Raw genomic sequence first — 24,765 nt, 5'->3', positions numbered from 1 at the left:
AAAATTTTTTTTTTTTTTTTTTTTTTTTTTTTTTTTTTTTTTTGTATAATTGAAATTAAAGTTAGTTTGGTTTCCAGAAATAATGTAAATCAGGAAAGGAATCCTAGTGGATTGCTCTCACAGTGTTCCAACAATCCACCGGGATTTCATGGAAGACGGAAGGAAAAAATTGTAAAGTTAGGATAATGAACCGTTTTACTTCCAAAAAAACATGAATTGTTCTATGTTTTGCTTTATAATCTTGTAGGAAGATATGTTTTTAGGAGAAAAAAAGATGAAAACACGAAGAAGCGAACGTTTAATTGATATGACTCGCTATTTATTGGAACGACCACACACATTGATTTCATTGGCATTTTTTGCCGATCGTTATGAATCAGCTAAGTCATCTATATCTGAGGATTTGGGGATTTTGCGCCGAACTTTCATGATCAGAGGAATCGGTGTTTTGGAAACTTTGCCCGGTGCCGGTGGTGGAGTTATCTTTACACCCGGAATTTCTAAAAAAGAAGCCACTGAATTTGTGGAAGAGACTTCCAAGAAATTAGTTGAACCAACGAGAATTTTACCTGGGGGCTATTTATACTTAACTGATTTGTTGGCTGATCCGGAATTATTGCGGACAATCGGACGAATGATTGCAACTCAATATTCACAAAGCTCGATCGACGTCGTTATGACGGTGGCTACAAAAGGTATACCAATCGCCCAAAGCGTAGCTAATTTCTTGAATATTCCATTTGTGATCGTACGTCGTGATTCCAAGATCACTGAAGGCTCAACAATTAGTGTCAACTATGCCTCTGGGTCGTCTGACCGAGTTGAAAAAATGGAACTTTCTAAACGTAGCTTGGATGAAGGTTCACGAGTCCTTGTCGTTGATGACTTTATGAAAGGCGGCGGTACTATCAACGGATTGCGCAGTTTGATCTCGGAATTCAACGCCATTTTTGTTGGTGCCACAGTCTTTGCTGAGAATATTAATATTCACAGTCAATTCGGTGATGGCGACATTACCTCTATTTTTAAAGTAACTAAAATCGATACTCAAAACCGAATTTTGAACGTTGAACCAGGAAATTATTTGGCTAATACCGATTTCAGTTATTTTGAATAAATTCTTGATTGAGCAGTTATATATAATAATGCTATTATATATAAGGATATTTGAATGACTGAAGGGAGTTTCTGATGTCGAATCGTTATGTAATAATTCTTGCAGCTGGTAAAGGTACAAGAATGAAGTCTAGATTGTACAAAGTATTGCATCCTGTTGCTGGTAGAGCCATGGTTGATCACGTGTTAACTCAAATCGAACAAATTAAACCCGATTTAGTTGAAACAATTATTGGTAATGGTGCCGATAAGGTCAAGGAATTACTTGGTGATAGAACTAAATATGCTTTACAAACTGAGCAATTAGGTACAGGTCATGCTGTATTGCAAGCTGAAAAGGATCTTGGTAACAAGGAAGGTATTACCTTGGTTGTTACTGGTGATACACCATTGTTCACTGCAAAAACTTTTGAAAATCTCTTAGATTTTCATGAAAAAGAGGGTGCCGCCGTTACAATTTTAACAGCGCACGCTGACAATCCATTTGGTTACGGCCGTATCGTCCGTGATGACAATGGCAATGTTGAAAAAATTGTTGAACAAAAAGATGCCTCAAGAAGCGAACAAGAAATCCAAGAAATCAATACTGGTGTATTGGCTTTTGATAATAAGTTATTGTTTGAGAACTTGCACAAAGTTAAGAACGATAATGCCCAAGGCGAATACTATTTGCCTGATGTAATTTCATTGCTTAAAGAACAAGGTAAGAAAGTTTCTGCCTATCAAATGGCTGACCTTTCTGAATCATTGGGTGTCAATGATCGTGTTGCTTTGTCACAAGCTGAAAAGATCATGCAACGCCGTATCAACGAAGCACATATGCGTGATGGCGTTACGATCGTTGATCCCGACAATACATATATCGATGTAGATGTTGAGATCGGCAACGATACAGTTATTGAACCAAACGTTAAGATTTTTGGTAAGACAACCATTGGTTCAGAATGTGTCATTGGTTCAGGTTCAAGAATCTCAGATTCTGAGATCCAAGATAACGTTGAAGTTATCAGTTCTACGATCGAAAGTGCCGTTATGCACAAAGGTAGCAATATCGGCCCTAACTCTCACTTGAGACCAAAGGCTGAAATTGGCCGTGACGTTCATGTCGGTAATTTCTGTGAGATTAAGAACGCTAAGATCGGTGACAGAACTAAAGTGGGTCACTTAACATATATTGGTGACGCTACGCTTGGAACTGACATCAACGTTGGTTGTGGAGTTGTCTTTGTAAATTATGACGGTGTTAAGAAGTGGAGCAGCGTAATCGGCGACCACTCATTCATCGGTAGCAATTCTAATATTATTGCTCCAGTAGAAATGGCTGATCACTCATTCATCGCTGCTGGTTCAACGATCACAAACGACATTCCAAAGCATGCAATGGCTATTGCACGTGAAAGACAAACAAACAAAGAAGATTTTTGGAATAGATTACCATTATCAAAAAGTGAAGAATGGAAATAAGGGTGAATAATTAAATGTCATGTCAAAATAATGAACAACCAATGAAGATTTTTGCATTGAACTCTAACAAGCCTTTAGCTGAAAAAATTGCTAAAGAAGTTGGCGTACCACTAGGTAAATCATCAGTTACACGTTTTAGTGATGGTGAGATCCAAATTAATATCGATGAAAGTATTCGTGGTTCTGAAGTATTTTTGATTCAATCAACTTCAGCTCCAGTTAACGATAACTTGATGGAACTATTGATCATGGTTGATGCACTTAGACGTGCTTCAGCTTCAGTTATCAATGTTGTGATTCCATATTATGGTTATGCTAGACAAGACCGTAAGTCACGTTCACGTGAACCTATTACTGCTAAATTAGTTGCTAATATGTTGGAACGTGCTGGTGTTGATCGTGTTCTTGCTTTGGATCTTCATGCTGCTCAAATCCAAGGATTCTTTGATATCCCAGTTGATCACTTGATGGGTGCCCCATTACTAGCTGATTACTTCTTATCAAATCACCTTGAAGAAGGCGCAGTTGTTGTTTCACCTGACCACGGTGGTGTTACACGTGCCAGAAAACTTGCTGAATTCTTGAAGACACCAATTGCTATTATTGATAAACGTAGACCTCGTGCCAATGTTGCCGAAGTTATGAATATTATTGGTAATGTTAAAGGCAAACGTGCCATCATTATCGATGATATGATCGATACTGCTGGTACAATTTCTCTAGCATCACAAGCTCTTATTGACGCCGGTGCTACTGAAGTTTACGCATGTTGTACACACCCAATCCTTTCAGGCCCTGCTATCGAAAGAATTGAAGCTTCACCAATCAAGACATTGGTTGTTACAGATTCAATCAATCTTCCTAAGGAAAAAGTTATCGACAAGATGGTTCAAGTTTCAGTTGGACCACTTATCGGTGAAGCTATCAAACGTGTCCACGACAATGACCCAGTTAGTCCATTGTTCAACACTCGTTTTGAAAGAAAAAATAACAAATAGTTAAAAAAGAATGGACAGAATATCGTCCAATTCAAAAATAATGTAAATCCCGTTGAATCAACTGTTTTGGTTGATTCAACGGGATTTTTTTTGCGAAAAATACTTGCCGAAGCGCCAGGATTTAATTTTTATAAATTATTTAATATCGACAAACTTTGTGATAACATGAGCAATAGATGAGGCCGATTCAAGACCAGTTAGGGGTGATATGATGAAACGATATAAAGTAATCGTTTGGGGGCTCGGTAACGTTGGTAGAGCTGCTATTAGAATGATTCAAGAAAAAGAATCTTTGCAATTAGTCGGGGCTGTCGATGTTGATCCTAAAAAGATCGGTAAAGATGCCGGTGAGATCTTTGATTTCCCAAAGACTGGTATAACGGTAACTGATAATATTGACGAAGCATTGAAATTGGATGCTGATGTAGTTTTGGATTACACACCTTTGGTTCGTGATGAAAAAGGCGGATTTACACCAAGTGCAATGGATGTATGTAAAGTTCTCAAAGCTAAGAAGAACGTTGTTACTACACTGCCAATCTATTATTCACAGGCAACAACGCCAGATCTTTACAAGATGATCAATGATACAGCTAAAGAAAATGGCGTTTCATATTTACCAACTGGCTTGTTGCCAGGAGCTTATGCATCATATATTCCAACTGTTCTAGCTGGTTTGATGGGTAGAGTCGATAAAATCACCGTTCAATCCGGTGAAGATGACCAACACAATTACTCAAGTTGGGTCAAAGTATTTGGTTACGGCATGGATCCTGATAAATTTCCACAGGATAAACTCAAGCTGGGTATCGCTTCATATTACGTCTCCGGTGTTTATGAGATGGGAGCACGTTTAGGATTTAAATTTGATGATATGAAGATCGAACACGAGTGGTACACGGCTCCTGAAGATTTGCACCCAATCTTTGGTACCGTTAAGAAGGGAACTCTCTGTGGCCACAAGTTTACGATGAGTGGCATGGTCAACGGAGAGAGGAAAGTTAGTTTGATTTACGTCCACAAGATTTGTGATGATGTCGTTAAGACACCTGCAATCGACAATAAGATTCATATCGAAGGTATGCCAAAATCCTTGGATATCAGTATTGACGGCATGATGCCTTTGGATGAAAGTTATGTAACCAGTGCTGCTCCAAGTGTCAACGTCATTCCAATGGTCGTTGATGGCGACAGTGGCTTCTTACAGGCCTTAGATTTAAAAGTTGTTACACCATTGAAGTAAAAGCCATAAAAAATACCACTGACCTTCAAAAAGTCAGTGGTATTTATTGCTTTTAATATCTGTTGTTATGATCATTTCTTTGTTGGTATCTTAGTAAGTCACGAATTTGTTGTAGATATTCGGTTTGTGGATCAGGAACGGCTTCACCATCTTTATCGAATTTACTACGTGAGCCATCACGACGCATACGGTTCATCGTACGGACAATCAAGAACACAACGAACATGACGATTAGGAAATTGATTATTGCGTTTACCAGATCACCGATTAAGAAAGTTGCTCCCAATACTTGAAATTTCATATCTGATAGATCAATTTGACCAATAATGAGTCCAATTAGCGGATTTAAAAGGTAAGTAGTAATCGCTGATACCAAACTGTTAAAAGCGGCACCAACGATAACACCAACGGCTAAGTCAACAACAGTACCACGGGAAATAAATTCTTGGAATTCCTTAAACATTCTCGCCAAATCTCCTTCATTGATATTACCTTTTGCAAAGTACAAGCTTCACTTTACTATATTTTGGGAAATTTTAAAGTGGTTAAATTAATATTTATTGAAATTTTAATGGTGATGTAATGTTAATGTGGTTGGTGGCGGTGGGTTAGCGTTCACTGCCGTCTTCTATGAAATTCTGGTGGACGCTGGAACGCAGTGAGAGCAACTTTGAACCAGTTCTACGAACTGTTTCAAAGCTTGTCTGTCTCTAACCTGGCAAGGTACGCCAGCCAAGAGACTACCACGGCTGAGCATCCGCCAGAATTCCATTCCAGACTAGAGGGTTTAAGGATTTTGAGTTTTGGGATATTGATATAGGCAGTTTTATTAAGTATCAAAATAGCAAATACTTGTATACTTATCATTAACAATTTAAATCGTACAAAAATAGGTCGTAATTCTTAACAATTTAGGAATTACGGCCTTCTTATATGTAAAACTATATTTATATTATTAATGATTTTTACTCAAATATTATATATACCAACTAAACAACGAAAACCCTAGCCTGGAGAGCAAAAGCTGATGGGCTCAGTAGTGGTTTAATCTTAGTCAGCGTACCTTGCTGGCTTAGATTACTGCCGAGCTTGAAGACAATTTTTAAATTGGCTCCAAGTCGTGCTCACTACGTTCCAGCCCAATCAGCTTTTGATCGGAAGGCGGCATTCTACAATAACGTCTAGTTATTTTTTTTCAATACAAAATCAGCATACTGTTTTTTAATGTCTGAAAGATCGGTCAAAGCTAATTTCTCATTGACTTCATCAGTAAGTTTTTGTTTGGTCTCGTCGTCCCAATCGTAAAACTTAGCCATATATTCGATCACCGGTGTCTTGATAGTCTTCATATGCGTGATGTCGAATAGCATCTGACTGCTGCGACGTAACAAGTAGTCGATAGGGTGTTCAACCATCTCGTTTTCCAAACCATAAGTCAACATGGCCCAGTCAACTCTTGGTAAGCGTGCTTTAGTCTTAGTATCAGGCAATAGTTTGAAGACGTCTTCAACATTGGAACCGTAACGTTGGACTAATTTTTCGGAGTCTTCGCGTTCAAGGACGTAGTTGATGATTCCTTCGTGAACCATCTTATCGTAAAATTCCATCCAGCCGGAATCACCACCAACGTCGCCACCGCTTAAAGGCAAGTCTTTAGTTCTAGCGGGTTGAAATTCATAATTGGTTTCAAAAGCTAATTGTTGGCTGACCCGATCGACGATTTTTTCGGCCATTTTGCGATAACCAGTTAATTTGCCACCAGCAATCGATAATAGTCCAGAATCAGATTGGAAAATTTCATCTTTACGTGAGATTTCTGAAGGAGCTTTGCCTTCTTCTTGAATCAGAGGCCGTACGCCTGACCAGCCACTTTCGACATCTTTGGGAGTGAGATATTGTGGTAAATCAAACATTTCATTGACTGCTGACAAGATGTAAGTGACATCAGTAGCGGTAATATTTGGTTCGGCGGGATCTTTTGTCCAAGTCGTGTCAGTTGTACCAACGTAAGTTTTGCCTTCACGTGGAATGGCGAACATCATGCGATTGTCATGGAAAGGTGTGTCAAAGTAAATTGAATTCGAAATAGGGAACTTTTCCTGATCGATTACTAAATGAACGCCCTTAGTCAAATGCAAATGCTTGTCTTTGTTGGAGTGATCGATGTCACGAATCTCGTCAACCCAAGGGCCACTAGCATTGATAACTTTTTTAGCGTGAATTTCGCCGATTTTTCCAGTGACGGAGTCGTTGAAAGTTACGCCACAGACTTTATTGCTTGAGTCGTACAAGAGACCAGTTGCTTTGACGTAATTAGCGATCAGAGCACCTTCTTCGTGCGCTTTTTTGAGAACTTCCAAAGTTAAACGGGCATCGTCTGTTCGATATTCAACATAGACCCCAGCACCTTTGAGATTTTCACCTTTGATGTAAGGCTCACGTTCCAAAGCATCGTGGGCATTTAACATGTATTTACGTTCAGCAGGTTTAACTTGAGCCAAACGGTCATAGACATCCAAACCGATTGCGGTAGTGAATGGGCCAAAGGTTCCATCCTCGTAAAATGGCAACATCATTTTTAATGGCGTTGTTATTTGGGGTGCATTGTTATAAACGATAGCTCGCTCGCTGCCGACTTCGTGAACTTCTTTGACGGCCGCTTGTTTCAAATAACGCAGGCCACCGTGAACTAGCTTAGTTGAACGACTGGATGTTCCAGAAGCAAAGTCGCGCATCTCGATTAAACCAGTTTGAATATTTCTTGTTTGAGCATCCAAGGCAATGCCGCTACCAGTAATACCACCACCGATAACTAATAAGTCGAGTACTTGATCTTGCATTGCTTGGAGATTTTTTGATCTAGTTTTATCTGAAAATTCTGTCATGTTGTCCTCCAGTAAATTGTCAGTTTTGGCAAAACAAGCATAATCTCATTGATTGAGAATTGCACAAATAATACATCAAATTAACATAGCTCTATTTTAATAAAATCCCGGAAAAATTGAAAACGATTTATCAAACGATTTGATCATTGTGAATATGTTCTTGGAATTTGGCGTAATCGTCATTGAAAAGATCATCGGATTGTTTGATCAACATTGATTTAGGGAAGTAGAAACGCTCGTCTCTTAAAATTTTACCAGTGAGTGAGTTGACTAAACGACTAATGGTCGAGAGTTCGATCAAAGAACCGTCGTCTTGCATGATCTCAATTTGCGTACGGCTCTTGTTGGAATTAGGATTGTAAACATCATAAGGCAAGTCGTAGCTAGTGTTGGTAGCGGTGTAGTAATTTTTGTCAAAACCGACATTTTCAACCATTTCGGCTAGTTGTGGTAATAAATGTTTAGTCTTATTAGTGTATTCGGATGACTTGAATGGCTTACGTGACAAGAAACGGTAAGCTAAATCTTTGAGAATCTCGTCAGGATAACTTTGCCAAAGTATGAAGTAAGTATTGAGTACGCCGTCATCTAGCAATAAATAGTCGTCGATTGAAACGTGGTTTTCAAAGAAAGGAATCAACAGACTAGGCATCTCAAAGTCATTCATGTGATTGTGTTCGTAAAGATCCTTGGCTCGTTGCAACAACTTGGTCAAAACAACTTCCATCCCCCGAGATACTGGGTGGAAATAAACTTGTTGATACATTTGGAAACGGCTGAGAACGTAATCTTCAACGGCGTGCATCCCATCTTTGTCAAAAGCGATTCCACCTTGATAAGGACGCATGACACGTAAGATTCTGGTTAGGTCGAACATGCCGTATTTAGTACCAGTGAAGTAAGCGTCACGCAATAAGTAGTCCATACGGTCGGCATCGATTTGACTGGAAATCATTTGAACGACTTGAGGATTTGGATAAGTGTGAGCAATTACACCGGCAACTCTTTCAGGAAAATCGTCCGCAACTTGACGAAGGACGTGGTTGATCTCAGTTTCTGGAGACGTGATGATGTTTTGGGTCCACATTTCATGATCGGTGTTGAAGATGTGTTCAAAAGTGTGCGAGTAAGCACCGTGGCCAACATCGTGTAAGAGGGCTGCACACAAAGCTACTAATCTTTCGTTGTCATCCCACAATCCATCCCCAGGAATTTTAGTGGGATAGTTTCTTTGAAAATTGTCACAGATTTGGCGAGTGATCTCATAGACGCCCATGCAGTGAGTGAAGCGGGAGTGTTCAGCTCCTTGGAAAGTGAACGAAGCAGTCCCTAGCTGCTTTACGCGCCGAAGCCGTTGAAATTCTTTAGTGTTGATCAAGTCGAGGATGACTTTGTGTTGAATGTGAATGTAATTATGGATCGGATCGCGGAAAACTTTTTCTCTTGGTAACATTTCGATGTTGTCTGACATTATTTTTCCTCCAATAGCTTTTGATTACGTTTGATCAAGTCGGTTAAGGTATTATTATAGGCTTCACGGTAAGGCAATGAATTTTGGATGATAAAAAATTCCTCACGGTCGACTTGGTAGTTTTGTTGCAATAAAACGTTGATGATTTTTTCTTTAGCAGTTTCAATGTCTAAATCGGTTCCTAATAATTTATCGAGGTTTTCCATGGCGTGCAAATTGATGTGTGGGTATTCAAATCGGTTTTTGGGGAAATCGCTGACTTCATAGAAGTCTTTCATCAGTTGACTGCGTTTTTTCTGATCGCCAGTGACGCTGATGTAAGCCATGACGGCAACGGCATTGCCAGATCGACGTTGCGAGATACCAGCAAACTTTTGGCGGTTGATACTGAGATCATAAGTTCCGGGACAATAAGAATCACTGATCTCACCGGTTTGAATTTTTTCGGAAAAAGCCTGCTTCAATAAGTTGTACATTTTTTCGTAGGCATCGTCGATCAAGAGGTTGTCTTTGTCGGGTAAAAAGAGCGTGCAGTTGAGAATGCCTGCATCGGTCACCACACCTAGGCCACCAGAATTACGTAAATAAAATAAATAATTTTTTTCGGATAGCAGATCAAGACCGGCGTGAACATTTGCAAGTCGTTTGTCCTGCATGCCTAAGATGACAGTTGGTGGCGTGACCCAGAAGTGGATTACGGGTTGGTTATTTTCGGAAACGAATTTTAAAATAGCACCGGTATCTGAAAATGGAACAAGCATATCTTTGTTAGAGCTTATTTTTTGGTCGTATAATATAATAGTATTGTTCACTTAATCACTTCTTTTAATAAGATAGTATAATTTTATCATGTAGAGGCAGTAGGGTATTGGAAAATAATAGTTTTGACATAAATGTAGAATTAAATATTGAGACGCTCCAATCAGGAGAATTAACACGGACTAAGATTGCTGAACCAGGCAAGTTTACTCAGATCGGCAAGTCGATCTATCTTCGTTTCAACGAAAGTCTGGAAAATGATCAAGTTGCTTCGATCCTAGTAAAGATTACGGAAGACGGCGAGATCCATCTCAAACGAGTTGCTAAGGAGAACAATGTGGCTTCACTGTTGTACTTTACGCATCATCAACACAACAACGGTCATTTGGAAACAGAATATGGTACGATGCCTTTGGATACATTTACCAAAGATTCGCAAGTCGAGATTGTAAGTAATCCACTTTCTGGTAAAATAAACATTGATTATGACTTGATTTACGATAATAATGTAATAGGAAATTACAAGTTTAGATTGATATTTAATGCTTAGACCTATATCATTATAGGTAAGACGCTGTGAAAGGACGTGTACACGTTTGAAGTTTGACAAATTCAAGGATCAAAACAAAGACGAGCTCTCATTGATTGAGGTTGCTTACGAGATTCTTAGCAACAATAATAAAGAAGTAATGAATTTTTCTGACATCGTTAACGAAATTCAAGACTACTTAGGTAAATCTGACGAAGACATCAAGGAAGCACTTCCTCAATTCTATACAGATTTGAATAATGATGGTAGTTTTCTTTCACTTGGTGAAAATGTTTGGGGCCTACGTAAATGGTATCCATACGATTCTATTGACGAAGAAGTAAATCACCCTGAAGATAACGGTACTGAAAATACTCATAAAGCAGCTCAAAAGGTTAATGCCTTCTTGAGTGATGATGACGAAGACGACGATGTTGTTGATTACGATGATGACACTGGTCTTGGTTCAGATATGGACGATGACGATGACAGCGATGGCTCATCAGACAACGGTCCAGACTTATCTAAATTCACTAATTCAGACTTAACATCTGTCGACGATGACGATGATGATGAGAAGGATGATAGCCTAGAAGATGGTATTGAAGGTCAACTTTCAGAGTTTGATGCTGACGATGACGATACTGACGACGAAGATATCGACCTCTCTGATGAAGACGACGAAGATGATGACGAAGAAGACGACGACGAATAAAGTTGAATTTTTTGAATTAAAAGTTTGACGACTCGAACATATCACGGTATTATATAGTTCGGGCTCTATTAGATAGACAACTTCAAGTTCCCTGTTCATGTTGAATAGGGGACTTTTTTATTTTTGCGAGTAAGAAATCCCTAGAATTAATATGTGGAGGAAAGCTATGACTAAGTACATTTTTATTACAGGTGGAGTCGTTTCATCATTAGGTAAGGGAATTGTTGCCGCATCCCTTGGTAGACTATTAAAGAATCGCGGCCTTAAGGTGACAATGCAAAAATTCGATCCTTATATCAACGTGGACCCAGGAACAATGAGTCCATATCAACACGGTGAAGTTTATGTTACCAACGATGGTACAGAAACTGATCTTGATTTAGGACACTACGAAAGATTTATCGATAACGATTTGAACAAGTATTCAAACGTTACAACTGGTAAGATCTACTCTGAAGTAATTCGTCGTGAACGTCACGGTGATTACAACGGTGCAACTGTTCAAGTTATTCCACATATTACAGATATGATCAAACAAAAAATTATGCGTGCTGCTACAACAACTGATTCAGACGTTATCATTACTGAAATCGGTGGTACTGTTGGTGATATTGAATCTCAACCATTCCTAGAAGCATTGCGTCAAATGAAGGCCGAAGTCGGCTCAGAAAACGTGGTTTACATCCATACATCACTAGTACCTTACTTGAAGGCTGCTGGCGAAATGAAGACAAAACCAACTCAACACAGTGTTAAGGAATTACGTGGAATCGGTATTCAACCAAACATTTTGGTTGTTCGTACAGAAATGCCAATGCCACAAAACATGAAAGACAAGATTGCTTCATTCTGTGACGTTGATCCAGAAGCTGTTATCGAATCACGTGATGCCAGTTCACTATATGACATTCCTTTGAACTTACAAGCTCAAAACTTCGATGATATCGTTTGTCGTTACTTGCACTTGGATACAAAGGAAGCTGACATGGCTAACTGGAACAAGTTGGTTGAACGTGTACACAACTTGAAACACAAGACAAAGATTACCCTTGTTGGTAAATACACTAAATTACAAGATGCTTACATTTCTGTAACAGAAGCCCTACGTGCTGCAGGTTACGCTTATAATACAGAAATAGAACTAGAAAAAGTTTCAGCTGATCTTATCACAGAAGACAATGTGGAAGATTACTTGAAGGATTCTGATGGTATCCTAGTACCTGGTGGATTCGGTGACCGTGGCCTTGAAGGTATGATCACAACTATTAAGTATGCCCGTGAACACGATGTTCCATATCTTGGAATTTGTTTAGGTATGCAAATGGCAAGTATTGAATTTGCTAGAAACGTTGCTGGTATCAAAGATGCTACAACTGGTGAAGTTGATGAAAATGCTCCACACAAGATCATTGATATCATGGCTGATAAAAAAGATGTCGAAGATCTAGGTGGTACTTTACGTTTAGGTGCTTATCCATGTAAACTAAAGGAAGGCTCTGTTGCCGCTGCTGCTTACGATAACCAATCAGTTATCCAAGAAAGACACCGTCACAGATTCGAATTCAACAACGAATACCGCAAACAATTTGAAGATCTTGGCCTAGTATTCTCAGGTGTTTCACCTGACAACCACTTGGTAGAAGTTATTGAACTTCCTAAGAACAAGTTCTTCGTTGCTGCTCAATATCACCCAGAATTCTTGTCAAGACCTACTAAACCAGAAGGATTGTTCAAGGGATTCATCGGTGCAGCTTCAGGCCTTGAAGACGTTAGCCTATAATCGTCTTCTAGTTAAATATAGTTAGGAAAAAGATTATGCAAAAACTTGTAATCAACGGTGGAAAGAAATTATCAGGTGAAGTGACGATCGGTGGTGCTAAAAACAGTACCGTAGCTCTGATTCCTGCAGCCATTTTGTCTGATACACCTGTAGTGTTAGATTCTGTTCCCCAAATTAGAGATGTAAAAAATTTACGTTCTATTTTGAAAGATATGAACGTTACTTCAGAAATGAATAATGATGTATTGCGAATTGATCCGACAAAGATCCAATTTGCTGAATTACCAAGTGGTAAAGTAAGCAGTTTGCGAGCCTCATATTATTTTATGGGTGCTATGCTGGGACGCTTTGGTAAAGCTGTAGTTGGTTTCCCCGGCGGCGATGATATTGGACCACGTCCTATTGATCAACATATCAAGGGATTCGAAGCATTAGGTGCACACGTTGAGAACAAACACGGGCAAATCATCATCACGACACCCGAAGAAGGCCTCAAAGGAGCTAAGATCTTTTTAGATATGGTTTCAGTTGGTGCAACGATCAATGTTATTCTGGCAGCTGTTAAAGCTAAAGGAACGACTGTGATCGAAAATGCTGCTAAGGAACCAGAGATCATTGATTTAGCAACATTTTTGAACAACATGGGTGCTGTTATTCGTGGAGTTGGGACTGAAACGATCCGAATCGAAGGGGTCGATACGCTTCGTTCAAACAATGCTCACACAATTATTCCTGACCGTATTGAAGCAGGAACATATTTAAGTTTAGCTGCAGCTAATGGTGGTGGTATTTTGGTGAAAAATATCATCAGTGAACATTTGGATGCTTTCCTAGCTAAACTTGATGAAATGGGCGTTAATTTGGAAGTCGGCGAAGACAGTATTTACGTTAAACCTTCTCCTAAATTGAAGGCTGTCAATATCAAGACGATGCCATACCCTGGCTTTGCGACAGACTTGCAACAACCGATCACACCGCTGTTAATGATGGCTAGCGGCGAAGCAATGGTCGTTGATACAATTTATCCAAAGCGTGTCAAACACATTTCCCAATTAAACAAAATGGGAGCCGACATCACGAGTGAAAATGATTTGATTTTCGTTCACGGTGGCGCTAAGTTGAAAGGTGCCAATGTTTCCGCCGATGAGATCCGTGCTGGAGCTTGTCTGATGATTGCTGGACTTTTGGCTGATGGTCAAACCGTCATCGATCATGCAGAAAATATCCTTCGTGGTTACGATCAAGTTGTCTGGAAGTTGCATTGTCTAAACGCCGATGTAAAATTAATTGGTGAAGATGACCTAGTTGAGTCTTGACAGGGATGATCTAACCTGATAAAATTATTTATAGTTTAAAACAAGAGAGGAAGTGCGCCGTTGAGAAACTAAGCTCAAATTCAAAATTTACAAATTATAGAAATATAGTGTGTAGTTTGACTTTGGCTTAGTGTGTCTCGACGGTGTTTCCTTAAAGATATTTAAGGACGCTGTTTAGCGTCCTTTTTTTGTACAAAAATAAAGCTTTTAGTTGATCTACACCTTAAATGAGGTGTTTTAAATGGGAACTATTCAAATAGAAAATGTCAGTTTTAAATATGATCAAATGGTGGATAACCTCTTTGAATCGTTGAATTTGAAAATCGATTCCAGTTGGAAATTAGGTTTGATCGGTCGTAATGGCCGTGGGAAAACAACCTTGATGAACTTGTTGTTAGGAAAATTAACTTACCAAGGTAAGATCGTTTCCAACTTGAATTTTTATTATTATCCACAGACCGTACCTGACAAAAATTTACCAACCGTTCAGATCGTGCAACAATTAGCGCATTTGGAAGAATATGATCTTTGGAAAATCGAGATCGAGTTAGAAAAATTGCACGTTGATACAAAAGTTTTACAACAGAATTTTCTAACTTTGAGTCCGGGTGAAAGAACTAAAGTACTTTTGGCAATCTTGTTCGTAGATGAATCAGGTTTTCAGCTGATCGATGAACCGACGAATCACTTGGACATTGAAGGGCGAAAGATCGTTTCGAAATATTTGCAGAGTAAAAAAGGCTTTATCGTCATTAGTCACGACAAAGCTTTCTTAAATCCAGTCATCGACCACGTTATTTCGATCAATCGAGCGGACGTCGATGTTTACAAAGGCAACTTTGATACTTGGCAAGAAAACAAGGATTGCCAAGACAATCAAGAATTGGAACAAAAAGATCAGTTGAAAAAAGATATCCATCGGTTACATGAGACGGCCGTCAAACGTGAAAATTGGTCCAATTCGGCTGAAGCACAGAAGAACAAAAATCGTTACAAGGAAAGCGTGAATTTGGATAAAGGCTTTATCAGTCACAAGTCAGCCAAGATGATGAAGAAAGCCAAAACAGCTGAGAAACGAGTCAATTCGGCAATATCGGCCAAACAAAAGCTCTTGAAAAATATCGAAATTGAAGAACCGATCACGTTGAATTATGAAACTGTCAGTCATCCCGACGTATTGGTGGATGTGGATAACTTATCATTGCAACACGAAGATATCACCACGCCATTAGCTTCAAAGTCAAAAAAAATCATGTCGTAACTTTGATCGGCAAGAATGGTATCGGCAAGACGACGATTTTCCGTCAGATTTTAGGAATCAAACAACCTTTTATCCAGACAGGGGATATCAAGGTCGCTAATAATTTGAAAATTTCTTATCTGCGTCAAGACAACGAATTGACTGGTGATATTAAACAATTAGCAATCGACAAACATATCGAACCCGAAATGGTTTATTCGAATCTACGCAAGTTGGGCTTTGAACGTTATCTCTTTGAACAGCCAGTTGAACAGATGAGTCAAGGTCAACGACGCAAAGTCGCTTTAGCTTTGAGTTTGTCGGAGAAAGCTAATTTATACTTCTGGGATGAACCGTTGAATTACTTAGATGTCATTACCAGACAACAGATCATCACAGCTATCCAAAAACAAAAGCCAACGATGTTATTGATCGATCACGATCAAGACTTGATTGATGCCGTAGCTACGGAAAAAATTTATTTACGCAACTATTAAAAAGTATGTAGTTTAACTTGGACTTAATTTCTTTGTGTCGTAAAAATTGAATAATTAATTAGTTGAACTACGCCTCAGTGAGGTGTTTTAAATGGGAACCATACAAATAAAAAATGTTAGCTTCAAATATCATCAAATGACGACGGATATCTTCAAGGATTTAAATTTAAAAATCGATTCCAGTTGGAAGTTAGGCTTGATTGGCCGCAATGGCCGTGGGAAGACAACTTTAATGAAAATGTTGTTGGGGCAATTAACTTATCAAGGACAAATTATTTCAGATTTGAATTTTAATTATTATCCACAGACTGTCTCAGACCGGAGTCAAACAACTCTGGAGGTTATCCAATCCTTAACCGATTTAGAGGATTATGATTTTTGGAAAATTGAAATGGAAATGGAACAATTGCAGTTGAGTGAAGAAGTTTTGCAGCAAGCATTTGAGACTTTGAGTCCGGGAGAACAAACGAAGGTTTTGTTAGCGACACTTTTCGTTGATGAAGCTGGATTTCAACTGTTGGATGAACCGACTAATCATCTGGACATTGCCGGCAGAAAAGTCGTTGCAGACTATTTGCAAAACAAAAAAGGCTTCATCGTGATCAGTCACGACAAAACCTTTCTCAATCAAATAATTGATCATGTTATTTCCATCAATCGCAGTGACGTCACAGTTTATAAGGGCAACTTCGATACTTGGGAAACTGCCAATGAGAATCAATTACAACTGGAAATGTCCCAAAAGCATCAGCTTAAAAATGACATTCAAAGATTGCACAAGACGGCTGTTAAAAGAGCAAACTGGGCCAAGCAGTCGGAGAGTCAAAACCCTGACAGTACCGGCCGGAAGATGATGAAAAAGTCGAAGACACTAGCTCGGCGGGTCGATCAAGCAATTGATGAAAAACAGCAGTTGCTGAAAAATATTGAGGTTGAAGCACCATTAGTTTTGAATTATGAGGATTTAAAATATCCAGAAATCTTGTTACATGTGGATAACATGACCTTAAAAAATGGTACTTTCGTAACGCCCACGTTAGATTTCAGCTTGAATCGGCATCAGATCGTAGCACTTGAGGGTCAAAATGGTATCGGCAAGATGACAATTTTTAAGCAGCTCCTCGGTATAAAACAACCTTTTGCACAGACAGGAACGATTAATTTGGTAAAAAGCTTAAAAATTTCGTATTTGGCTCAAAATAATACCTTAAAAGGATCAATCAAGCAGTTAGCTGTGGATAAAAAAATTGAATTAGAGTTAATTTACTCGAATTTACGTAAATTGGGTTTTGAACGTCAACTGTTTGAATATCCTGTGGAAGAAATGAGTCAAGGTCAACGTCAAAAGGTAGCCTTGGCACTGAGCCTTTCCCAACAGGCTAATTTGTATTTGTGGGACGAACCGTTGAATTATTTGGATGTCATTACTAGACAACAGATCATTGCCGTTTTGAAAACCCAAAAACCTAGTATGCTTTTGATCGACCATGATCAGGATTTAATCAACCAAGTGGCGACGCAAAAAATCAAGTTTCATTAAATAGTAGGGTATTGAAAATTTGATTAAGTCATGATAATATTAAACACTGTTAGTTAATATAATCTATATTTCCGGTAAGGATTTATGGCAAAGGAGCACATTAATATGAAACAAGGAATTCACCCAGAATACCACCAAGTTGTATTTATGGATTCATCAACAGGTAAGAAATTCTTAGCTGGTTCAACTATGAACTCAAAAGAAACAACTGATTATGAAGGTAAAGATTACCCATTGATCCGTGTTGAAATCACATCAGATTCACACCCATTCTACACAGGTAAACAAAAGTTTGCTCAAGCAGATGGTCGTATCGATCGTTTCAACAAGAAATATGGTATGTCAAACAAGTAAAAAAAAGACCATCCGCTTGGATGGTTTATTTTTTTGCTTGTTTTGGCTTCAAATGTGAAAATACCCAACCGAAATTGATCAAAGCTAGGACACTGGTACTTATGAAAACAGCCGAGTAGCTCATGACACTGGAAATAGAAGATCCCAGTAATGGGCCACAGACATTTCCGACTGACTGGAAGGACTGGTTATAACCAAAGATACGTCCCGTGTATTTAGGATCAGTATACTTGGCTAAAATCGTCTGAACTTGGGGAACCAAGCAAGCATCGGAGATACCAACAAGGAATCGTAAGATAGCCAGTTGCCAAACGTTAGTAACGAAGGCTTGGGGAATATAGACTAATACAGCGAAAATCAAACCACCGATCAGGATTTTTCCAGTTCCGATTTTATCACCTAAAGCACCAAATCTTGGTGCGGCAATAATATTGGCAATCCCTGGCATCGCAGCAACGACACCAGCAACCAAGGTAACTTGACTGGAACCGTGCATCAATTGTTTAACGTATAAACTGATGATGGGGTTGATAGAGTTGTTAGAAGTTTGGATGATCATTGTCGTAACGAACATTGCTAAAATTAAATTGGGATTTTTCAACTTGTGGAAAATTTCTTTAGTTGATTCCTCTTGTCCCTTAGGAATTGGTTTGAAATCTTCCTTAATAAAGATCGTAACTAAAATAAAAGCTATGAAAAGTAATGAACCAGTTATCATGAAGGGAATCCGATAACCGAAATACTGAGCGATAACACCGCCGACCAGTGGGCCCAACAAAGTACCGGAGATTACCCCGGTATTCAAGGTACCTAAGGCTTTTCCACTTTCAGCTCTGGGTGCTGTCGAAGCAATCAACGTGTTAGAATTACTGACGAATCCACTGAAGACACCTTGAAGGAGTCTTAACACAACTAATTGCCAAGGGGCAGTTACGAAGGCCTGAAGGAAAATTACGATGGCCATACCTAAAGATGCTCGGATCAGCATCAATTTTCGACCACGTCGGTCAGCTATTTTACCCCAGACTGGCGAAATGATCGCCATGACTAGAAATGTCGATGAAAAGGCGATACCATTCCAGATGACAAGCTGACTTTTTGTGAAATTACCCAACTGGTTAATGTATAATGGCATAAAGGGTGTTATCATACTGAAGCCAATACCTGATACAAAGGTACTGAACCAAAGGACTATTAGATTTCTCTTCCAATAGTTATTCGGCTCAGAAACATCGTTTGTACTAGATGTCATATACATCAAATCCTTTCTAAGTAATTTAGTATACTCTTTTTTTTGTTTATATCTTACAAATTAATTTTTTGAAATTGAGGAAGTTTATTCATGAAGATGAAGTTGAGAGAAGTTTACTCCGCATTAAAAATTCAAAGTGATAGCATTGAAGATGTTGAAATAACCGGAGTTTGCTTCGATAGCCGTAAAGCTAAAAAGGGCGACCTGTTCTTTCCATTACAAGGGGAACGTGATGGACACGAATTTATCAACAGTGCGATCGCCAACGGAGTGAGTGCTACTATCTGGCAAAGCGATCATGATATTCCTAATGACAAGATCGCGTATGTTGTCGTTAAGAATGTTTCGAACGCGTTTGAAACATTAGCCAAGTATTATTTAAATAAAGTTAATCCTAAAGTTGTGGCCGTAACGGGTAGCAATGGTAAAACTACTACTAAAGATATGATTGCTAAGATTTTGAGTTCTAGCAATAATGTTGCTAAAACGCCTAATAATTTTAACAATGAGATCGGGGTACCCTTTACGATTCTAAACATGCCAACTAATACTGAAGTGTTAGTCGTTGAAATGGGAATGGATCGTTTTGGTCAACTGGATCATTTGAGTAGTATTGCCAATCCTGATATTGCGGTCATTACAATGATTGGTGAAGCACATATTGAATTCTTTGGTACGAGAGACAGAATTGCGGACTCTAAAATGGAAATAACTAATCATCTTCAAGAAGATGGGACCTTTATTTTCAATGGCGACGAACCACTGTTGTTGGAAAGAGCCAAAAAGATCGAACAAGCTAAATTGACTTTTGGTAATCACGACAGCAACAACTTGTACGCAACTGATATCAAACCAGGGAAGACGACTACTAAATTTACAACTAATCTATGGCCTAATTTGGAATTCGAAATTCCAATGATGGGTGAATATAATGTAAATAATGCTCTGGCAGCTTTATTAGTTGGTCAAATTTCTCATATTAAACCAGAAGCTATGCAAAAGGCTTTGAGTGAATTATTTGTAACAGAAAATAGAACCGAATGGCTGAAAGCCAAAAATGGTGCTGATATTTTGAGTGATGTCTACAATTCTAATCCAACGGCAGCTATTGAAGTTTTGAATAGTTTAAAAGCTATCAAGACTGACGGCCGTAAGTTGATTGTTTTGGGAGATATGCTAGAGCTCGGGGATGCTTCCGAGAAGTTGCATGAATCCTTAGCTCCATATATTAATGCGGATGATTTTGCAAAAGTCTATCTTATTGGCGACGATATGAAATACTTGCGCGAAAAAATCAGCCATAAGTATGAGACGTCCGACCTTCTTTGGTATGGTAAAGATCAACTAACTGATTTGACCAAAGATTTAGAAACAGAATTAAAACCAAGTGACACCGTCTTGTTGAAGGCCAGTCATGGAATTCACTTAGAAAACGTTTTACATGATTTAATTTAGAGGTTGTCATTTGAGTTTGTATACAAAACGTGGTAAAGTAGTCAAATTGTTATTTTATCGTGTTTAAAAATGGAGGACATTTGTGAAATTTAAAGAATTAGATTTAGATCCCAGATTATTGAGTGCCGTAGACGAAGCCGGTTTTGAAGAAACTACACCTATTCAAGCTCAAACTATTCCGCTAGTTATGACAGGTGATGACGTCATCGGACAAGCTCAAACTGGTACAGGTAAGACGGCAGCCTTTGGCTTACCATTGCTAAATGCCGTTGATACTCAATCGAGCGATATTCAAGCATTGATTATCTCACCAACTAGAGAATTAGCTATCCAAACACAAGAAGAATTATACCGTTTGGGTAAAGAAAAGCATGTTAAGGTTCAAAGTGTTTATGGTGGTTCTGATATCAGACGCCAAATTCGTGCTTTGAAGAGTCACCCACAAATTATTGTAGGTACTCCTGGCCGTATGCTTGATCACATTAACCGTCACACCTTGAAGCTACACACCGTCAAGACAGTCGTACTTGATGAAGCTGATGAAATGTTGGACATGGGATTCGTTGAAGATATCGAAAGTATCTTATCAAACGTTCCTAACAAGCACCAAACATTGCTCTTCTCAGCTACAATGCCTAAGCCAATCATGAAGATTGCTGACAAGTTCATGACCGATCCTAAGGTTGTTAAGATCAAGTCAAAAGAATTAACTGCTGACAAGATTGAACAATACTTCGTTAAAGCCAAAGAATTTGAAAAGTTTGATTTGATGACACGTCTCTTCGACGTTCAAGCACCAGAACTTGCTTTGATCTTCGGTCGTACAAAGCGTCGTGTTGATGAATTGACACGTGGTTTGCAAGCTCGTGGCTACAACGCTGAAGGTATTCACGGTGACTTGTCACAAGACAAACGTACTAGCGTTTTACGTAAGTTCAAAGCTGGCAAGCTAGACTTCCTTGTTGCAACTGATGTTGCTGCTCGTGGTTTGGATATTTCTGGTGTATCACACGTTTACAACTATGATATTCCTCAAGATCCTGACAGTTACGTTCACCGTATTGGCCGTACAGGTCGTGCCGGTCACTCTGGTGTGTCAGTAACTTTCGTTACACCAAACGAAATGGGTTACTTACGTACAATCGAAAACCTAACTAAGAAGCGCATGGAACCATTAGCTCCACCTACTGACAAAGCCGTTCTTAAAGGTCAACTTGAATCTGTTAAACAAGATATCAAGGATACTTTGGAACATGACAAGCACCTAGATCGTTTCGACGATGCTGTTAAAGAATTGCTTTCAGAATATTCTCCTGAGGACATCACTCGTATCTTCTTGAGTGAAGCCATCAAGGATGCTGAAAGTGTTCCAGTTAAGATTGCTCCTGAAAGACCACTTCCTTCACGTAAGGTTAGTCAAAGTCGTTCAGGTCACGGTCGTCGTGGTAAATATAACGGACACCGTGGTGGTGGAGATCACCGTCGTCACCGTAGCAACAGCGATCACCGTGAAGGTGGCCGTCGTGATGACCGAGGTGGCAAGCGTCGCGAACATGACAACAAACGTAATGGTCGTAGCAAAAAGTCATTCAAGATCAGAACAAATCTAGAAAAATAATCATTTAAAAAATAATATTTTTAATTAAGACAAGGTAAATCATTTTACTTTGTCTTTTTTTATACAGTAAAATAAACTAGAGGATACTGGATTAGAGTAGGCTCGGTTGGCACTTTGGAAAGTTTAGCATAAAGAAATGGATTGAACTTGTAAAGCGGTATCAAAATGATATCATTTAGGCTTAAACTATATAAGTAGCAGTTTTGGTAAAAACCAACTGCATAAATTTCATTTCTGTGCTTTACTTCAATTTGGAAGATGCATCTTTTCCGGTTGAGACTCTAAAAAGTTCTTTTTTAATTTTGGTTATAGACAATTATTTAGATATGCAAGAGGAGAATCCACGATATTATTCCTGCAAAACAAAAAAGTAATTGTTTAGTCTGGAATGAAATTCTGGTGGACGCTGGAACTTCATGGAAGACGGGAAGTATAGAAAATAACCAAAACCCAGAAAGAACCAAAAAAATAGATTGTGAGAAGACATATGATCAAAGGATTGGGTATAGATATTGCGGAAATAGACCGAGTACGTAAGATTTATGGTCGTCATCCGCGCTTTTTAGAAAAAATCTTGAATGAAGATGAAATCGAAGTTTTCAACTCATTGAATACTGAGAAAGCTAAGATGACTTATTTGACCGGTCGTTTTTCCGTCAAAGAGGCTTTCACGAAAGCTATGGGAACTGGGTTAGTTGGCATTGGTTTTCATGATTTAAGTGTGTTAAACCATAAGTCAGGACAGCCTTATATCAAGACTGATATTTTTAAAGGAAATATTCACGTATCGATTTCCGATACAGATGAGCTAGTAATAACCGAAGTTATTCTAGAGGAGGCAGAATAAAATGTTACCATCAATTCACCGTCCAGCCTATGTCGAAGTGGACTTGACTAAGTTAAAGCAAAATCTTCAAAACGAACTAGAGGCCGTACCTGAAGGCACAAAAGTCTTTGCGGTCGTTAAAGCTAATGCTTATGGCCATGGTCTGGTCAAGGTTGCTAAGTCAGAGATCGAATTTGGTGCTGCTGGGTTATGTGTCGCCACACTTGATGAAGCTCTAGAAATCCGTAACAGTGGCGTAGAAGCACCTATTTTAGTTTTGGGTATAGTTCCTGTCGAATATGCTAAAGTTGCCGCACGGGCTAATATTTCGCTAACTGTGGGTAATTTAGATTGGTTGAAAGTTGCCGTTCAGCTTCGTGTAACTAATTTGAAGGTCCATTTGGGGATTGACAGTGGCATGGGCCGGATCGGTTTTCAAGAAAAAGCTGATTTGATCGAGGCCTGTGAATTTTTGAATGACCACAAGGATGCCTTTATTCCTGAAGGATTGTTCACACATTTCGCTACCGCCGATAATCCCGATGAAAAATACTTTGAAAAACAAGTTAATCGTTTCAAAGAAATGTCCAGTGATCTACCTACTAAATTTACTTACGTTCACTGCGCTAATTCAGCTACAGCTCTCTGGCACAAAGATCTAGCTATCAATATGGTCAGATATGGAATTGCTTTGTATGGCTTGAATCCATCTCAAACAGATATCACAGATTTGCCTTTTAAACTAGAACCTGCTTTGAGTTTCTATTCCGAATTGGTCTTTGTTAAAAAAGTTAAAGCTGGCGAAAGTATCGGTTACGGTGCTACTTACACAGCTGACAAGGATGAGTGGATCGGAACTGTCCCAGTTGGCTACGCTGATGGCTGGTTGAGAAGAATGCAGGGCTGCGATGTCTTGATCAATGGCAAACGTTGTCAAAATGTTGGTCGTGTCTGCATGGATCAATTCATGGTCAGACTACCAGGTGAATTGCCAGTTGGAACGAAGGTCACACTGATCGGTAAAGATGGCGACGAAGAGATCACCGCTACTGATGCTGCAAAATATGCTGGTACAATTAATTATGAAATTCTTTGCTGCTTGAGCGAGAGATTGCCTCGAGTTTATAAATACTAAGCGAAAATAATTGAATTTTTTACTGCTTACGAGAACCCCAATAAGATGCTTTATATGATGTTTTCAGAAAATGCCATCAATTATTCATGATCTTAGTGAAAAGCCTGCTACGATGAATTCTGCCATGATTAGAAGGTATTCATGCAGTTAGATTATGTTTTGTATTTTGTTAAAAGTTTTGAGTGAAATTACTAACCGACTTTTGTTAATCGAGTTATTCTCAAGGTAGGTTCTGGGATAAATAGATTATTTTGAAAAGAAGTGTTGGCCATGGAAACTGAAAAGTGGCATGAATTCATGAAAAATAGCGACTACAAGAGGTATCAAATAACGTTGAATCGCAATCGGCCTTATTTGGATGAATTTCAAAAGGATTTGATGGAGAAATATCAACTGCATTACTTCAAAATGCATCCGCTGGAAGATGAACTCAATCGTAAACACATAAAATTGATTTTTAAATTAAGGAGATAGAAAAAAACTCATCGGTTGATAGGACCGATGAGGTTTTTGGTTGTGCGCCCGGCATGGGCGCTAACTTGGTGGCGAAAGTCCACTGTGAGCCGTAGTAG

22 protein-coding genes are annotated in these 24,765 nt (G+C 38.9%); 17 read left to right on the top strand and 5 right to left on the bottom strand.

All coding sequences use genetic code 11. The features are described 5' to 3' along the window. The first annotated feature begins 274 nt into the window (after positions 1 to 274). The 4 genes from purR to FD29_RS08210 all read left to right on the top strand — a co-directional run bounded on the left by purR (position 275) and on the right by FD29_RS08210 (position 4,821). Positions 275 to 1,117, top strand: coding sequence for a pur operon repressor (gene purR / locus FD29_RS08225; protein WP_057888461.1), 843 nt, complete (start codon positions 275 to 277; stop codon positions 1,115 to 1,117). Between the two features lie 74 nt (positions 1,118 to 1,191). Next, positions 1,192 to 2,580, top strand: a complete 1,389-nt coding sequence (gene glmU, locus FD29_RS08220) for a bifunctional UDP-N-acetylglucosamine diphosphorylase/glucosamine-1-phosphate N-acetyltransferase GlmU (protein ID WP_057888460.1) — start codon at positions 1,192 to 1,194, stop codon at positions 2,578 to 2,580. 14 nt (positions 2,581 to 2,594) lie between these two features. Further along, positions 2,595 to 3,578: a ribose-phosphate diphosphokinase gene (locus FD29_RS08215; RefSeq protein WP_057888459.1), complete on the top strand. Its 984-nt coding sequence runs from the start codon at positions 2,595 to 2,597 to the stop codon at positions 3,576 to 3,578. A gap of 208 nt (positions 3,579 to 3,786) precedes the next feature. Continuing rightward, positions 3,787 to 4,821: a hypothetical protein gene (locus FD29_RS08210; RefSeq protein WP_083477820.1), complete on the top strand. Its 1,035-nt coding sequence runs from the start codon at positions 3,787 to 3,789 to the stop codon at positions 4,819 to 4,821. Between the two features lie 52 nt (positions 4,822 to 4,873). On the opposite strand, the gene mscL is transcribed toward FD29_RS08210, so the two are convergent. The 4 genes from mscL to FD29_RS08190 form a co-directional block, all read right to left on the bottom strand. Further along, positions 4,874 to 5,284, bottom strand: coding sequence for a large conductance mechanosensitive channel protein MscL (mscL, locus tag FD29_RS08205; RefSeq protein WP_057888457.1), 411 nt, complete (start codon positions 5,282 to 5,284; stop codon positions 4,874 to 4,876). Between the two features lie 718 nt (positions 5,285 to 6,002). Further along, the gene (locus tag FD29_RS08200) at positions 6,003 to 7,706 is read right to left on the bottom strand and encodes a glycerol-3-phosphate dehydrogenase/oxidase (RefSeq protein ID WP_057888456.1); all 1,704 of its coding nucleotides are present in this window, start codon (positions 7,704 to 7,706) and stop codon (positions 6,003 to 6,005) included. Between the two features lie 130 nt (positions 7,707 to 7,836). Next, positions 7,837 to 9,177, bottom strand: a complete 1,341-nt coding sequence (locus tag FD29_RS08195; protein ID WP_057888455.1) for an HD domain-containing protein — start codon at positions 9,175 to 9,177, stop codon at positions 7,837 to 7,839. Further along, positions 9,177 to 9,989 (bottom strand): lipoate--protein ligase family protein, encoded by an 813-nt coding sequence (locus tag FD29_RS08190; RefSeq protein WP_057888454.1) that lies wholly within the window; start codon positions 9,987 to 9,989, stop codon positions 9,177 to 9,179. Before FD29_RS08190 ends, FD29_RS08195 begins: the two co-directional genes overlap by 1 nt. A 56-nt stretch (positions 9,990 to 10,045) precedes the next feature. On the opposite strand from FD29_RS08190, the gene FD29_RS08185 reads away from it, so the two are divergent. The 8 genes from FD29_RS08185 (at position 10,046) to FD29_RS08155 (ending at position 17,907) form a co-directional block, all read left to right on the top strand. Continuing rightward, positions 10,046 to 10,486 carry a YwiB family protein gene (locus FD29_RS08185; RefSeq protein WP_057888453.1) on the top strand — a complete coding sequence of 147 codons (441 nt, stop codon included), beginning with the start codon at positions 10,046 to 10,048 and terminating at the stop codon, positions 10,484 to 10,486. A gap of 46 nt (positions 10,487 to 10,532) precedes the next feature. Further along, positions 10,533 to 11,180, top strand: a complete 648-nt coding sequence (gene rpoE / locus FD29_RS08180; protein ID WP_057888452.1) for a DNA-directed RNA polymerase subunit delta — start codon at positions 10,533 to 10,535, stop codon at positions 11,178 to 11,180. A gap of 166 nt (positions 11,181 to 11,346) precedes the next feature. Continuing rightward, on the top strand, positions 11,347 to 12,960 hold the full coding sequence (locus tag FD29_RS08175) for a CTP synthase (RefSeq protein ID WP_057888451.1): 1,614 nt from the start codon (positions 11,347 to 11,349) through the stop codon (positions 12,958 to 12,960). Between the two features lie 35 nt (positions 12,961 to 12,995). Beyond that, entirely contained in the window at positions 12,996 to 14,276 is a 1,281-nt protein-coding gene (locus FD29_RS08170; RefSeq protein ID WP_057888450.1) for a UDP-N-acetylglucosamine 1-carboxyvinyltransferase, read from the top strand. A gap of 241 nt (positions 14,277 to 14,517) precedes the next feature. Continuing rightward, positions 14,518 to 15,537: an ATP-binding cassette domain-containing protein gene (locus FD29_RS08165; protein ID WP_235804288.1), complete on the top strand. Its 1,020-nt coding sequence runs from the start codon at positions 14,518 to 14,520 to the stop codon at positions 15,535 to 15,537. Positions 15,538 to 15,539: 2 nt separating this feature from the next. Beyond that, positions 15,540 to 16,013 (top strand): ATP-binding cassette domain-containing protein, encoded by a 474-nt coding sequence (locus FD29_RS11655; protein WP_235804287.1) that lies wholly within the window; start codon positions 15,540 to 15,542, stop codon positions 16,011 to 16,013. Between the two features lie 91 nt (positions 16,014 to 16,104). Then, positions 16,105 to 17,553 carry an ATP-binding cassette domain-containing protein gene (locus tag FD29_RS08160; protein WP_057888449.1) on the top strand — a complete coding sequence of 483 codons (1,449 nt, stop codon included), beginning with the start codon at positions 16,105 to 16,107 and terminating at the stop codon, positions 17,551 to 17,553. 105 nt (positions 17,554 to 17,658) lie between these two features. Continuing rightward, a complete protein-coding gene (locus tag FD29_RS08155; protein ID WP_057888448.1) occupies positions 17,659 to 17,907 on the top strand; it encodes a type B 50S ribosomal protein L31 in 249 nt (82 codons plus the stop codon). 25 nt (positions 17,908 to 17,932) lie between these two features. Here FD29_RS08155 and FD29_RS08150 read toward each other — a convergent pair whose 3' ends face one another. After that, positions 17,933 to 19,159, bottom strand: a complete 1,227-nt coding sequence (locus tag FD29_RS08150; RefSeq protein WP_083477819.1) for a multidrug efflux MFS transporter — start codon at positions 19,157 to 19,159, stop codon at positions 17,933 to 17,935. 90 nt (positions 19,160 to 19,249) lie between these two features. Between FD29_RS08150 and FD29_RS08145 the strand changes: the two genes are divergently transcribed. The 5 genes from FD29_RS08145 (at position 19,250) to FD29_RS08125 (ending at position 24,667) form a co-directional block, all read left to right on the top strand. After that, entirely contained in the window at positions 19,250 to 20,614 is a 1,365-nt protein-coding gene (locus FD29_RS08145) for a UDP-N-acetylmuramoyl-tripeptide--D-alanyl-D-alanine ligase (RefSeq protein WP_057888446.1), read from the top strand. A gap of 82 nt (positions 20,615 to 20,696) precedes the next feature. Next, positions 20,697 to 22,232: a degradosome RNA helicase CshA gene (gene cshA, locus FD29_RS08140; protein WP_057888445.1), complete on the top strand. Its 1,536-nt coding sequence runs from the start codon at positions 20,697 to 20,699 to the stop codon at positions 22,230 to 22,232. Positions 22,233 to 22,719: 487 nt separating this feature from the next. Continuing rightward, positions 22,720 to 23,079: a holo-ACP synthase gene (gene acpS, locus FD29_RS08135; protein ID WP_057888444.1), complete on the top strand. Its 360-nt coding sequence runs from the start codon at positions 22,720 to 22,722 to the stop codon at positions 23,077 to 23,079. Between the two features lies 1 nt (position 23,080). Then, a complete protein-coding gene (gene alr, locus FD29_RS08130) occupies positions 23,081 to 24,193 on the top strand; it encodes an alanine racemase (protein WP_057888443.1) in 1,113 nt (370 codons plus the stop codon). A 270-nt stretch (positions 24,194 to 24,463) separates the two neighbouring features. After that, positions 24,464 to 24,667, top strand: coding sequence for a hypothetical protein (locus tag FD29_RS08125; protein WP_057888442.1), 204 nt, complete (start codon positions 24,464 to 24,466; stop codon positions 24,665 to 24,667). The last annotated feature ends 98 nt before the right edge of the window (positions 24,668 to 24,765 follow it).

This window comes from Companilactobacillus mindensis DSM 14500 (assembly GCF_001434275.1).
Classification (GTDB): Bacteria; Bacillota; Bacilli; order Lactobacillales; family Lactobacillaceae; genus Companilactobacillus; species Companilactobacillus mindensis.
This window is presented reverse-complemented; position numbering and strand designations above follow the sequence as displayed.

Excerpts from the sequence above, each read along its gene's own strand:
- purR (WP_057888461.1), top strand. The coding sequence starts at position 275 with ATGAAAACACGAAGAAGCGAACGTTTAATTGATATGACTCGCTATTTA.
- glmU (WP_057888460.1), top strand. The coding sequence starts at position 1,192 with ATGTCGAATCGTTATGTAATAATTCTTGCAGCTGGTAAAGGTACAAGA.
- FD29_RS08215 (WP_057888459.1), top strand. The coding sequence starts at position 2,595 with ATGTCATGTCAAAATAATGAACAACCAATGAAGATTTTTGCATTGAAC.
- FD29_RS08210 (WP_083477820.1), top strand. The coding sequence starts at position 3,787 with ATGATGAAACGATATAAAGTAATCGTTTGGGGGCTCGGTAACGTTGGT.
- mscL (WP_057888457.1), bottom strand. The coding sequence starts at position 5,284 with ATGTTTAAGGAATTCCAAGAATTTATTTCCCGTGGTACTGTTGTTGAC.
- FD29_RS08200 (WP_057888456.1), bottom strand. The coding sequence starts at position 7,706 with ATGACAGAATTTTCAGATAAAACTAGATCAAAAAATCTCCAAGCAATG.
- FD29_RS08195 (WP_057888455.1), bottom strand. The coding sequence starts at position 9,177 with ATGTCAGACAACATCGAAATGTTACCAAGAGAAAAAGTTTTCCGCGAT.
- FD29_RS08175 (WP_057888451.1), top strand. The coding sequence starts at position 11,347 with ATGACTAAGTACATTTTTATTACAGGTGGAGTCGTTTCATCATTAGGT.
- FD29_RS08170 (WP_057888450.1), top strand. The coding sequence starts at position 12,996 with ATGCAAAAACTTGTAATCAACGGTGGAAAGAAATTATCAGGTGAAGTG.
- FD29_RS08165 (WP_235804288.1), top strand. The coding sequence starts at position 14,518 with ATGGGAACTATTCAAATAGAAAATGTCAGTTTTAAATATGATCAAATG.
- FD29_RS08160 (WP_057888449.1), top strand. The coding sequence starts at position 16,105 with ATGGGAACCATACAAATAAAAAATGTTAGCTTCAAATATCATCAAATG.
- FD29_RS08155 (WP_057888448.1), top strand. The coding sequence starts at position 17,659 with ATGAAACAAGGAATTCACCCAGAATACCACCAAGTTGTATTTATGGAT.
- FD29_RS08150 (WP_083477819.1), bottom strand. The coding sequence starts at position 19,159 with ATGACATCTAGTACAAACGATGTTTCTGAGCCGAATAACTATTGGAAG.
- FD29_RS08145 (WP_057888446.1), top strand. The coding sequence starts at position 19,250 with ATGAAGATGAAGTTGAGAGAAGTTTACTCCGCATTAAAAATTCAAAGT.
- acpS (WP_057888444.1), top strand. The coding sequence starts at position 22,720 with ATGATCAAAGGATTGGGTATAGATATTGCGGAAATAGACCGAGTACGT.
- alr (WP_057888443.1), top strand. The coding sequence starts at position 23,081 with ATGTTACCATCAATTCACCGTCCAGCCTATGTCGAAGTGGACTTGACT.
- FD29_RS08125 (WP_057888442.1), top strand. The coding sequence starts at position 24,464 with ATGGAAACTGAAAAGTGGCATGAATTCATGAAAAATAGCGACTACAAG.